Genomic DNA, 11,886 nt, shown 5'->3' with positions numbered 1-11,886 from the left:
CCTGTCTGCGCCGTGCTGCCACGGCGCAGTGGCTTCGCCTGCCCGTCACACCCACGACTAGAAGGATAACAATCATGTTCAGCTGGTATCGCGAGATCACCTCACGGGAACGCAAGACATTCTGGGCCTGTTTCGGCGGTTGGTCGCTCGATGCGCTGGAAGTGCAGATGTTCGGCCTGGCCATCCCCGCGCTGATCGCCGCGTTCTCCCTGACCAAGGGCGACGCCGGCCTGATCAGTGGCCTGACCCTGGTGACCTCGGCAATCGGCGGCTGGCTGGGTGGCACCCTGTCCGACCGCTATGGTCGCGTGCGTACCCTGCAATGGATGATTCTCTGGTTCTCGTTCTTTACCTTCCTTTCGGCATTCGTCACCGGTTTCTACCCGTTGCTGTTCGTCAAGGCCATGCAAGGCTTTGGCATTGGTGGCGAATGGGCAGCCGGCGCTGTGCTGATGGCCGAAACCATCAACCCCAGGTATCGCGGCAAAGTCATGGGTACGGTGCAGAGTGCCTGGGCTGTGGGGTGGGGGCTGGCGGTGGCACTGTTTACGCTGATTTACTCACTGGTACCGCAGGAGTTTGCCTGGCGGGTGATGTTCTTCGTCGGTCTGCTGCCATCGCTGCTGATCATCTGGGTACGCCGCAACGTGCCTGAGCCGGACAGTTTCCAGCGCCTGCAGAAAGAAAAAGCCATCCCCTCCAGCTTCTTGCAGTCGATGGCTGGCATCTTCCGCCCGGAACTGCTGCGTGTGACCCTGCTGGGCGGCTTGCTCGGCCTGGGTGCCCACGGTGGCTAGCACGCGGTGATGACCTGGTTGCCGACCTTTCTCAAGACAGAGCGCAACCTCTCGGTGCTTAACTCTGGCGGTTACCTGGCGGTGATCATCCTGGCCTTCTGGTGTGGCTGCGTGGTCAGCGGCCTGCTGATCGACCGTATTGGCAGGCGCAAGAACATCCTGCTGTTCGCCCTGTGCTGTGTACTGACCGTGCAGGCCTACGTGTTCTTCCCGCTGAGCAATACCCAGATGCTGTTCCTCGGCTTCCCGCTGGGCTTTTTCGCCGCCGGCATCCCGGCCAGCCTTGGCGCGTTTTTCAATGAACTGTACCCGGCTGACGTACGCGGCGCCGGGGTGGGCTTTTGCTACAACTTCGGTCGCGTGCTGTCGGCCGTGTTCCCCTTCCTGGTCGGGCACATGAGCGAATCGATGTCGCTGGGGAGTGCCATCGGCATCGATGCCGGCATCGCGTATGGCGTTGCGGTGATCGCAGCCCTGTGCCTGCCCGAAACCCGTGGCCGCAACCTTGAATCTGCACCTGCGCCGGAAGCGGCCGGTGCCGTCGCCAAGTAACCTGAACGTGTTTGTATGAGAACCATGCCCCACGCACCCGCTTTGCACCTGACCGCCATCGACAGCCACGCCCACGTGTTCAGCCGTGGCCTGAACCTGGCCAGCCAGCGGCGTTATGCGCCCAGTTACGATGCGCCGCTGGGCGACTACCTGGGCCGGCTGCGGGCTCATGGTTTCAGCCATGGCGTACTGGTCCAGCCCAGCTTCCTGGGTACCGACAACCGCTATTTGCTCAGCGCCTTGCAGACCGTGCCTGGGCAACTGCGCGGGGTGGTGATGCTGGAGCGGGATGTCGAGCGCGCGACGTTGGCGGAAATGGCCCGGTTGGGGGTAAGGGGTGTACGCCTCAACCTCATGGGGCAGGATATGCCTGACCTGACCGACGCGCAGTGGCGGCCGCTGCTGGAACACATCGGCGAGCAGGGGTGGCACGTGGAACTGCACCGTCAGGTGGCGGACATTCCAGTGCTGGTGCGGGCATTGCAGCCCTATGGCCTGGACATCGTGATTGACCATTTCGGCCGGCCAGATGCCCGCCTTGGCCTGGGCCAGCCGGGGTTTGCCGAACTGCTCACCCTGAGCGGTCGGGGCAAGGTATGGGTGAAGGTGTCCGGCATCTACCGGCTGCAGGGCTCGCAGGAACAGAACCTGGCATTCGCCCGTCAGGCGCTGTGCGCGCTGGAAGCCCATTACGGCGCAGAGCGGTTGATGTGGGGCAGTGACTGGCCGCATACCCAACATGAGTCGGAGGTCAGTTTCGGCACCGCTGTCGAACAGTTCGAGGCCTTGGGGTGTTCAGCGCAGTTGCGCCAGGCACTGTTGGTGGATACCGCGCGGGCGTTGTTTGGCTTCGAGTGACTTAGCGCCAGTGCTGCAACTGCCAGCAGGTCCTTGAAAGCAATCTCGCCTGGCCATGCCTGAGCTGGTGCTTGCCAGCCAGCGCATTTCCCATGCAGATTTGTGGCCCGGCGCGCTTGGCGAGCCTCCAATTGAAAAGCCCTCAGGACCAAGGACGATGAGTCACTCTTCGCAATTCACCTTGCTCGGCAAGCGGCGTTTCCTGCCGTTTTTCATCACTCAGTCGCTGGGTGCCTTCAACGACAACCTGTTCAAGCAGTCGCTGATCCTGGCGATTTTGTTCAAGCTCAGCCTGGGCGATGGTGACCGATCGATCTGGGTCAACCTGTGTGCCTTGCTGTTCATCCTGCCGTTTTTCCTGTTTTCGGCGCTGGGCGGGCAGTTTGGCGAGAAGTTCGCCAAGGATGCGCTGATCCGCGCAATCAAGCTGGCCGAAATCGTGATCATGGCGATTGGTGCGCTGGGCTTTGTCACCAACCATCTGGCGCTGATGCTGGTGGCGCTGTTCGGTATGGGGACCCACTCGGCGCTGTTCGGCCCGGTGAAGTATTCGATCCTGCCGCAGGCCCTGCGCGAGGAAGAGCTGGTGGGCGGTAACGGGCTGGTGGAAACCGGTACCTTCCTCGCCATCCTCGCCGGCACTATCGGCGCCGGGGTGATGATGTCGGCCGACAGTTACGCAACGGTGGTGGCCGGTGGCGTGGTCGGCACGGCGGTACTCGGCTACCTGGCCAGCCGCTGGATCCCCCGGGCTGCTGCCGCCTCGCCGCAAATGCCGCTGGACTGGAACATCTTCAAGCAGTCGTGGGTGATCTTGCGCATGGGCCTGGGCCAGCCGCCGGCGGTGTCGCGTTCGATCGTCGGCAACTCGTGGTTCTGGTTTGTCGGCGCCATCTACCTCACGCAGATCCCGGCCTATGCCAAGGATTGGCTGCACGGTGACGGCACGGTGGTGACCCTGGTGCTGACACTGTTCTCGGTGGGCATCGCCCTGGGCTCACTGCTGTGCGAGCGGCTCAGTGGACGTAAGGTGGAAATCGGCCTGGTGCCGTTCGGCTCGTTCGGCCTGACCCTGTTCGGCCTGCTGTGGTGGTGGCACTCCGGTGATGTGCCGGCTGCAGCAGCGCCGCACGACTGGCTGGCATTGCTGGGCATGAGCCAGGCCTGGTGGATCTTGCTGTCGATCATTGGCCTGGGCGTGTTCGGCGGCTTCTACATCGTGCCATTGTATGCGTTGATCCAGGCCCGCACGGCCGAGGACGAGCGCGCCAGGGTGATCGCGGCCAACAACATCCTCAATGCCTTGTTCATGGTGGTGTCGGCGGTGCTCACCATCATCCTGCTAGGCGTGGCCAAGCTGAGCATCCCGCAGCTCTTCCTGGTGGTGTCGCTGCTCAATATCGCGGTCAACACCTATATCTTCAGGATCGTCCCCGAGTTCACCATGCGCTTCCTGATCTGGCTGCTCAGCCATTCGATGTACCGCGTGCAGCACCGAGACCTTGAGCGCATCCCCGACGAGGGTGCAGCGTTGCTAGTGTGCAACCACGTGTCGTTCGTCGATGCGTTGCTGCTGGGCGGGGCTATCCGCCGGCCGATCCGCTTTGTCATGTACTACAAGATCTACAACCTGCCGGTGCTCAACTTCGTGTTTCGCACTGCCGGTGCCATCCCGATTGCCGGGCGTAACGAAGACCAGGCGACGTACGAGCGGGCCTTCGCGCGCATTGCCGAGTACCTGGCGGATGGCGAGCTGGTGTGCATTTTCCCGGAAGGCAAGCTGACGGGCGATGGCGAAATCGATGTCTTCAAGGGTGGGGTCAGCCGCATCCTCGAAGAAACGCCGGTACCGGTGATTCCGCTGGCCTTGCAGGGGTTGTGGGGAAGCTTCTTCAGCCGTGACCCGGCCAAGGGTTTCTTCAAGCGCCTGTGGTCGCGGGTGACCATCGTGGCAGGCGCCGCCGTCCCGGTGGAGGCGGCGCAGCCTGAAGTGTTGCGTGAACAGGTCAGCCGCCTGCGCGGCCATCTGCGATAGGGGCTAGCTGGCGCTGACTTTCAGGCCGACAAGGCCGCAGACGATCAGCGCCACACTGACCAGCCGCACCAGGGCCATGGACTCGCCGAACAGAATGATCCCGGCGATGACCGTACCGACTGCGCCTACGCCGGTCCAGATGGCATAGGCGGTGCCCAGCGGCAATTCCTTCATGGCCAGGCCCAACAGGCCCAGGCTGATGACCATGGCGCCGACGGTAAGGACAGTGGGTAGCGGTCGAGTGAAACCGTCGGTGTATTTGAGGCCGACGGCCCAGCCGACCTCGAACAGGCCGGCGAAAAACAGGATGATCCAGGACATGAGTGTGTCTCCATCGTTTGAATGATGGGGCCGTCCCCGGAGTGGTCACGCGGTGCGTCGTGAGGTCGTCCTCACCGTGGGCATCATGGTGCCTGTCTGCGGCCTTGCGGGCAAGACCGCGCCTGCAAGGGGTTACCACTTGCAGGCGCGGGTTTACCCGCGAAGAGGCCGGTGCTGGCAGAAAACGATTCAGGCCAGCACCTGCATTTCATACCAATCAGACCCCTTGCGGGATCTCTTCCCCACCCAGCGCCTCGAACAGCACCGGCAGGAATTCGGCAAAGGTCATCATCATCAGCTGGAAGCTGGCATCGAACTGCTGCGCAGCCTCATCGCCACCGTCCTGCTCGGCCTGCTCCTGCAGCAGCTCTTCGAACTTCAGGCGCTTGATGACCATCTTGTCGTCGAGAATGAACGACAGCTTGTCTTGCCAGGCCAGGGCCAGCTGGGTCACCACCTTGCCAGTGGAAAGGTGCAACTGGATCTCTTCGCCGGTCAGGTCCTGGCGCTTGCAACGCACGATACCGCCATCTTCGGCGGTGTCACGCAGTTCGCACTCGTCCAGTACATAGAAGCCTTCGGCGGCTTGCTGCGATTTGACCCAGTCGGTCATGGTGGCCACCGGCGCAATCTTCACCGTGGCCGGGCGCACCGGCAGCGAGCCCATCACTTCACGCAGGGTCGACAGCAGGTCTTCGGCGCGCTTGGCGCTGGCCGAGTTGACCAGGATCACGCCCAGGCGCGGGGCAATGGCAGCGAAGATCATCGAGCGGCGGATGAACGCACGCGGCAGGAACGCCTGGATGATTTCGTCCTTGATCTGGTCGCGCTCCTTTTTATAGACCTTGCGCATTTGCTCGGTCTCGATCTCTTCGACCTTTTCCTTGACCGCGTCGTTGACCACGCTGCTCGGCAGGATGCGTTCTTCCTTGCGCGCGGCAATCAGCAGGTACTCGCCGCTGACATGCACCAGGGGAGCGTCTTCGCCTTTGCCGAACGGCGCGACGAAACCATAGGTGGTCAGCTCCTGGCTGGCGCAGGGGCGGGCCGGCTTGCTGGCCAGGGCGGCTTCCAGCGCTTCAGGCTCGAACGGAACTTCCTGGGTCAGGCGGTAGGTCAGCAGGTTCTTGAACCACATGAGGGGCAATCTCTCCTTAATGCATAAGGCGGGCATTATTCTCCGAGCGGTGAGTTGAGGCCAGCCCTGTCAGAGGGCCAGCAGTGGCTTATGCATGAAAGAATCGGCCGACAACGCTAGGTCTTTGAAAGGCCTGAGGTTTTTTTTGCAAAAAGTTTAAAAAGTGCTTGCCAGGGTGCGGGACGCTCCGTAGAATGCGCGCCACACCGAGACGAAGGGTGATTAGCTCAGCCGGGAGAGCATCTGCCTTACAAGCAGAGGGTCGGCGGTTCGATCCCGTCATCACCCACCACTCGATGTATAGCGCAGCGGTAGTTCAGTCGGTTAGAATACCGGCCTGTCACGCCGGGGGTCGCGGGTTCGAGTCCCGTCCGCTGCGCCATATTCCACTTCCAGGGCCCACTGAACACCCGGAAGTAACAAAGAAAGCGACCTTAGGGTCGCTTTTTTTGTGCCTGATTTTTGGTGTTTGACCGAAGTGTGAAAAAACTTCGATAAGTGCTTGCCAGAGCGCCAAGTCGCCCGTAGAATGCGCGCCACACCGAGAGACATGGGTGATTAGCTCAGCCGGGAGAGCATCTGCCTTACAAGCAGAGGGTCGGCGGTTCGATCCCGTCATCACCCACCACTCGATGTATAGCGCAGCGGTAGTTCAGTCGGTTAGAATACCGGCCTGTCACGCCGGGGGTCGCGGGTTCGAGTCCCGTCCGCTGCGCCATATTCCACTTCCAGGGCCCACTGAACACCCGGAAGTAACAAAGAAAGCGACCCTAGGGTCGCTTTTTTTTGTGCCTGAATTTTGTACTCATACCTGCAAGCGTTTGCCGCAGCTTCAGCCACGACGTTCCTCCTCCCGCAATGTCAGCACCTCATACCCACCCTCAGTCACCGCCACGGTATGCTCCCACTGCGCCGACAGGCTGTGGTCACGGGTAATCACCGTCCAGCCATCCTTCAGCGTGCGCGTCCCACGCCCACCCTGGTTGATCATCGGCTCGATGGTAAACACCATGCCCGGTTTCAGTTTCATGCCCATGCCACGTTGGCCAATGTGCAGCACCTCTGGCGCTTCATGCATCTGCTGGCCAATACCGTGCCCGCAATACTCGCGCACCACGCTGTAACCCGCCGCCTCGGCATGTGCCTGCACGGCATGGCCGATATCGCCCAGCGTTGCCCCAGGGCGCACCTGCTCGATGCCTTTCCATAACGCGTCATAGGTGGTGTCGACCAGGCGCCGGGCTTCATCGCTGATCTTGCCGATGCCATACATCTTCGACGAATCGGCAATGTAGCCGCCCTGTTCCAGAGTGATGTCGACGTTGATGATCGAGCCTTCCTTGGAGTACCTCATCGACCTTGGGGATGCCGTGGCATACCACGTGGTCCACCGACGTATTGAGCGAGTAAGGGAAACCGTACTGGCCTTTGCTTGCAGGCCGTGCCTTAAGCGTATCGACGATGAACGCCTCGGCGCGGTCGTTGATCTGCATCGTGGTCACTCCGGGGCGGATGAAGCTGTCGAGTTCGGCGAACACCTGGGTCAGTAGCTGGCCGGCGCGGCGCATCAGGTCGAGCTGGGTGGGGGTCTTGAGGATCACCTGGGACATGGGGGGAGGGTAGTTGCTCATGCTGGAAATTGCCCCAGCATAGCGCCAGCGGGTACCGGCTTGCCACCGCATGGTGCGTAGCCTGTGCAGGCCTCTTCGCGGGCGTGCCTGCTTCCATAGGTACGGCGCCGCCCTCAGGCCTTGCGATATCCCTGTGGGAGCGGGCATGCCCGCGAAATGGCTGGTATAGCTGGCCCATAAATTGCTGATTTACCCTCATCCCGGGCTATCAACGTCGACAGCCCTCACCACTTCACGACAAAGGCGCCGTGTTGCCCCGCGTGCATCAGCATGCCGGGGCAGCCGGCGCCTTTTTGCGTTTTCACAGGAGCCCGCCCATGGCCAACAGCGAAGTACGCAGCGTCTGCCCCTACTGCGGCGTGGGCTGCGGCATCGTCATGAGCGTTGCCGATGGCAAGGTCGGCAAGATCAGCGGCGACAAGCTGCACCCGAGCAACTTTGGCCGCCTATGCACCAAAGGCCTCACCGCACACCTGCCACTGAGTGCCAGCGGGCGCATGGCCGATGCCTACGTGCGCCAGCAACGCAGCCAGCCGCCAGTGCGCACCAGCATGGACCAGGCCATCGCTGCCACCGCCGAGCGTCTGCGCGGCATCATCGACCAGCACGGCCCGGATGCCATGGCGCTGTACGTGTCCGGGCAAATGTCGCTGGAGGCCCAGTACCTGGCCAACAAGCTGGCCAAGGGCTTTATCCGTACGCGCCACATCGAGTCCAACTCGCGCCTGTGCATGGCCAGCGCCAGCAGTGGCTACAAGCTGTCGCTTGGCGCCGATGGCCCACCTGGCAGTTACCAGGACTTCGAGCACGCCGAGGTATTTCTGGTGATCGGCGCCAATATGGCTGACTGCCACCCGATCCTGTTCCTGCGCCTGCTTGACCGGGTCAAGGCCGGCGCCAGGATGATCGTCGTCGACCCGCGGCGCAGCGCCACGGCCGACAAGGCCGACCTGTTTCTGCAGGTGCGTCCCGGCAGCGACATGGCCTTGCTCAACGGCCTCTTGCACCTGCTGCATCGCAACGGCCACACCAACCCCGACTTCATTGCCCGCTACACCGAAGGCTGGGACGAACTGCCGGCCTTCCTCGACGACTACACCCCCGAGCGCGTAGCCGCCATCACCGGGCTGGCCGAGGCCGATATCATCAAGGCCGCCGAATGGATCGGTAGCGCCAGCAACTGGATGAGCTGTTGGACCATGGGCTTGAACCAGAGCATTCACGGCACCTGGCACAGCAACGCCATCTGTAACCTGCACTTGGCCACGGGGGCTATCTGCCGCCCCGGTAGCGGCCCGTTCTCGCTGACCGGCCAGCCCAATGCCATGGGCGGCCGCGACATGGGCTACATGGGCCCTGGCTTGCCAGGCCAGCGCTCAGCGTTGGTGGAAGATGACCGCGCATTCGTCGAACGACAATGGCAACTTCCACCCGGCAGCCTGCGCAGCGAGGGCGGCGAGGGTACGGTGGCGCTGTTCGGGCAGATGAAAACCGGTGAAGTGAAAGCCTGCTGGGTCATCTGCAGCAACCCGGTGGCCAGTGTCGCCAACCGCCAGCAAGTGATCGACGGCCTGCGCAAGGCCGAACTGGTCATTACCCAGGACGCCTTCCTCGACACCGAAACCAATCGCTACGCCGACATCCTGCTGCCGGCCGCGCTGTGGGCCGAAGGCGAGGGTGTGATGATCAACAGCGAGCGCAACATGACCCTTATGCCACGCGCTGTCGAGCCGCCCGGGCAAAGTTTGCCGGACTGGCAGATCATTGCCCGCGTGGCGTGTGCCATGGGCTATGCGGACGCCTTCGACTACCCCAATGCCGAAGCGGTGTATGAGGAAATACGCCGCTTCCACAACCCTGTGACCGGTTATGACCTGCGCGGTATCGGCTATGCCGAATTGCGTACGCAGCCGCGCCAGTGGCCCTGTGCGCCGGGCAGCCAACAGCAGCGCAGCCCGCTGCGCTACCTCAACGACGGCAGCAGCCAGGCGCTCCTGCTCGATGCCCAAGGTGGGCGGCCGGCACTGGCTTTCCCCACCGCCAGTGGCAAGGCGCGCTTCTTTGCGCGGCCCTGGTTACCGGCAGCGGAATTGCCGGACGATGACTACCCCATGGTGCTGAACACTGGCCGTGTGCAGCACCAATGGCACACGTTGACCAAGACCGGCAAGGTGCCGGCACTGAACAAGCTGGAGCCCGGCCCCTACCTTGAGATTCACCCCGAGGATGCTGCCCGGCTGGGTGTTGCTGAAAAGGACCAGGTGGCCGTTCGTTCGCGTCGGGGTCAAGCCGTGCTGCCGGCGCGCATCAGTGACCGGGTCATGCCGGGCAACTGCTTTGCGCCGTTTCACTGGAACGACCTGATCGGCGAGCAATTGGCGATCAATGCCGCGACCTGCGATGCGGTCGACCCGCTGTCGCTGCAGCCTGCCTTCAAACACTGCGCCGTAGCCCTGGAGCGGGTCGCAGGCGAGCGCATCGACGCCCTTGATCTGAACACTGCCACTGTAGAGCCTGTCCGCATGCCAACCGCCACCCTGTCCCGTCTGCTTGGTCTGCACACCCTGCCGGTTCCGGTGCTGGCCGAAGAAGAGCGTCATTACCTGCAAGGGTTCCTGCTGGGCCTGGACCAGGCCCGCGCTGAGGGCGTACCCCGCCTGCCGGCCAGTGCGCCGCTGGCTGCCAACCGTCGTTTGTTTGTCGACGGCTTGCTGGCCGGGCTGTTCGCCCAGCCTGCAACTGCACCCATCGCAGCACAGGCCGCGCCATGGCATCAGGTGCTGTGGGCCTCGCAGACCGGCAATGGTGAGCAACTGGCCGAACGCTGTGCCGCGCGCCTGCGCGATGCCGGTCTGAACGTGCAACTCAGCTGCCTGGAGGCGGTCAGCCCAAGCCAACTGCAGGGTGTTGCCAGTGTGGTGTTGATCGCCAGCACCTTTGGCGATGGCGACGCGCCCGACAGCGGCGCGGCATTCTGGCAGGCCTTGCAGGGCGAGGAGGGCGCCCACTGCGCCGGGCTACCCTATGCCGTACTGGCCTTGGGCGACTCCAGTTACGACCAGTTCTGCGGTTTTGGCCGCAAGCTCGACCAGCGCCTGGCCGAGCTGGGAGGGCAGCGCCTGCTGCAACGGGTGGACTGCGAGCCAGACTTCGACGAAGCCTTTGCCAGTTGGCTCGAAGCGTTATTACCTGCACTGGGCACTGCCGCGGCGCCACCTCCGGCGAGTGAACCTGCACCCGTATCGGCCTTCAGCAAGCAGCAACCCTGGATGGCCACCGTACTGGAAAATCGCCTGCTCAATGGCCCCGGCGCCAGCAAGGAAACCCGCCAGCTGGTCTTCGACCTGAGCGGCAGCGGCTTCAGTTACGCTGCCGGCGATGCCCTGGGCGTATGGCCGCGCAACTGCCCGGTCCTGGTAGAAGAACTGCTGACGCTGATGCAGCTCGATGGCCAGGCGATGGTCGAGCTTAAAGGTCATTGCGCCATGCCATTGGCCGAAGCCCTGCAAGCACATCTGGAAATTGCCAAGGTCACTGCGCAACAACTGCAGGCATTTGCCAGCAATGCGCCTGACCTGCAGCGGTTGCTGCAGCCTGAATGCAAGGCCGAGCTGCAAGATTGGCTGTGGGGCCGGCAGTTGGTCGATGTGCTGCGCGCCTTCCCCCAGCAGTTGCCGCTGGCTAGCTGGCTGGAACTGCTCAAGCCATTGCAGCCGCGGCTCTATTCGATCAGCTCCAGCCCACTGGCGCACCCAGGCCAGGTGCATCTGACGGTGTCGACGGTGCGTTATGGCGAACGTAAAGGCGTGTGCTCAAGCTACCTTGCCGACCGTGCGCAGGTGCAGAAAGTGGCGATCTTCCCGCAGGTGTCGAAGCACTTCCGCTTGCCCGAGGACGACAGCGTGCCGGTGATCATGGTGGGCCCTGGTACTGGCATTGCACCGTTTCGTGCGTTCCTCGAGGAGCGAGAGGCACGGGGGGCAAAAGGTGACAACTGGCTGTTCTTCGGTGAGCAGTACGCAGCGACCGACTTCTATTACCAGGAGCAGTTGCAGGCCTGGCAGGCGGCGGGGCACCTGCGGCTGGACACGGCGTTCTCGCGGGACCAGGTCGAGAAGATCTATGTGCAGCAGCGCATGCTCGAGCAGGGTGCGCAGCTGTGGCAGTGGCTGCAGGCGGGGGCGTATTTCTATGTGTGTGGCGATGCGCAGCGTATGGCCAGGGATGTGGATGCGGCGTTGCGGGTAATCGTCGCCGAGCATGGCCGGATGGATGCGGCGGCGGCGGCGGTGTATGTCGAAGGCTTGAGCAAGGCCGGGCGTTATCGGCGCGATGTGTACTGAAGTGCTCCAAAATGGGGTGTTGTGCCCTTGGAATGTGCATTGGATGGGCTGACCCCTTCGCGGGTGAACCAGTGGAGGCCAGTGTAGGAGCGGGTTTACCCGCGAAGAGGCCGGCACAGGCAACCCAGACAACCCGATTGGCACGCTCCCTGCTTAACCTCGAATACAACAAAGCCCACTGATCAACGGCGATCAACCCGGGCCCCCCACC

Annotated in this window: 5 protein-coding genes, 4 tRNA genes and 2 pseudogenes; 8 read left to right on the top strand and 3 right to left on the bottom strand. The window is 62.8% G+C overall.

Annotated features, from left to right (window positions below; genetic code table 11):
* Nucleotides 1–74: 74 nt before the first annotated feature.
* The 3 genes and pseudogenes from ACE4QZ_RS20790 to ACE4QZ_RS20780 all read left to right on the top strand — a co-directional run bounded on the left by ACE4QZ_RS20790 (nucleotide 75) and on the right by ACE4QZ_RS20780 (nucleotide 4,242).
* A pseudogene (locus ACE4QZ_RS20790) lies at nucleotides 75–1,349 on the top strand (MFS transporter).
* Between the two features lie 24 nt (nucleotides 1,350–1,373).
* Nucleotides 1,374–2,207, top strand: a complete 834-nt coding sequence (locus ACE4QZ_RS20785; protein WP_101196190.1) for an amidohydrolase family protein — start codon at nucleotides 1,374–1,376, stop codon at nucleotides 2,205–2,207.
* Between the two features lie 157 nt (nucleotides 2,208–2,364).
* Entirely contained in the window at nucleotides 2,365–4,242 is a 1,878-nt protein-coding gene (locus ACE4QZ_RS20780) for an MFS transporter (RefSeq protein ID WP_028698006.1), read from the top strand.
* Between the two features lie 3 nt (nucleotides 4,243–4,245).
* On the opposite strand, the gene sugE is transcribed toward ACE4QZ_RS20780, so the two are convergent.
* Both sugE and rdgC read right to left on the bottom strand, forming a co-directional pair.
* Nucleotides 4,246–4,563 (bottom strand): quaternary ammonium compound efflux SMR transporter SugE, encoded by a 318-nt coding sequence (sugE, locus tag ACE4QZ_RS20775; protein ID WP_010952753.1) that lies wholly within the window; start codon nucleotides 4,561–4,563, stop codon nucleotides 4,246–4,248.
* A gap of 217 nt (nucleotides 4,564–4,780) precedes the next feature.
* Complete coding sequence (gene rdgC / locus ACE4QZ_RS20770; RefSeq protein ID WP_003252510.1) at nucleotides 4,781–5,701, bottom strand: recombination-associated protein RdgC; 921 nt, start codon at nucleotides 5,699–5,701, stop codon at nucleotides 4,781–4,783.
* 216 nt (nucleotides 5,702–5,917) lie between these two features.
* Between rdgC and ACE4QZ_RS20765 the strand changes: the two genes are divergently transcribed.
* The 4 genes from ACE4QZ_RS20765 (at nucleotide 5,918) to ACE4QZ_RS20750 (ending at nucleotide 6,419) form a co-directional block, all read left to right on the top strand.
* Nucleotides 5,918–5,993 (top strand) — tRNA-Val (locus ACE4QZ_RS20765).
* Nucleotides 5,994–6,006: 13 nt separating this feature from the next.
* Nucleotides 6,007–6,083 (top strand) — tRNA-Asp (locus ACE4QZ_RS20760).
* Between the two features lie 170 nt (nucleotides 6,084–6,253).
* Nucleotides 6,254–6,329: transfer RNA gene (locus tag ACE4QZ_RS20755), tRNA-Val, on the top strand.
* A 13-nt stretch (nucleotides 6,330–6,342) separates the two neighbouring features.
* Nucleotides 6,343–6,419: transfer RNA gene (locus ACE4QZ_RS20750), tRNA-Asp, on the top strand.
* Between the two features lie 114 nt (nucleotides 6,420–6,533).
* On the opposite strand, the pseudogene map reads toward ACE4QZ_RS20750, so the two are convergent.
* Nucleotides 6,534–7,332: pseudogene (map, locus tag ACE4QZ_RS20745) on the bottom strand (type I methionyl aminopeptidase).
* A gap of 317 nt (nucleotides 7,333–7,649) precedes the next feature.
* Between map and ACE4QZ_RS20740 the strand changes: the two are divergent.
* Nucleotides 7,650–11,675 carry a molybdopterin-dependent oxidoreductase gene (locus tag ACE4QZ_RS20740; protein ID WP_410480167.1) on the top strand — a complete coding sequence of 1,342 codons (4,026 nt, stop codon included), beginning with the start codon at nucleotides 7,650–7,652 and terminating at the stop codon, nucleotides 11,673–11,675.
* Nucleotides 11,676–11,886: the final 211 nt, after the last annotated feature.

Source organism: Pseudomonas sp. DCA-1 (genome assembly GCF_046523955.1).
Classification (GTDB): Bacteria; Pseudomonadota; Gammaproteobacteria; order Pseudomonadales; family Pseudomonadaceae; genus Aquipseudomonas; species Aquipseudomonas putida_Y.
This window is presented reverse-complemented; position numbering and strand designations above follow the sequence as displayed.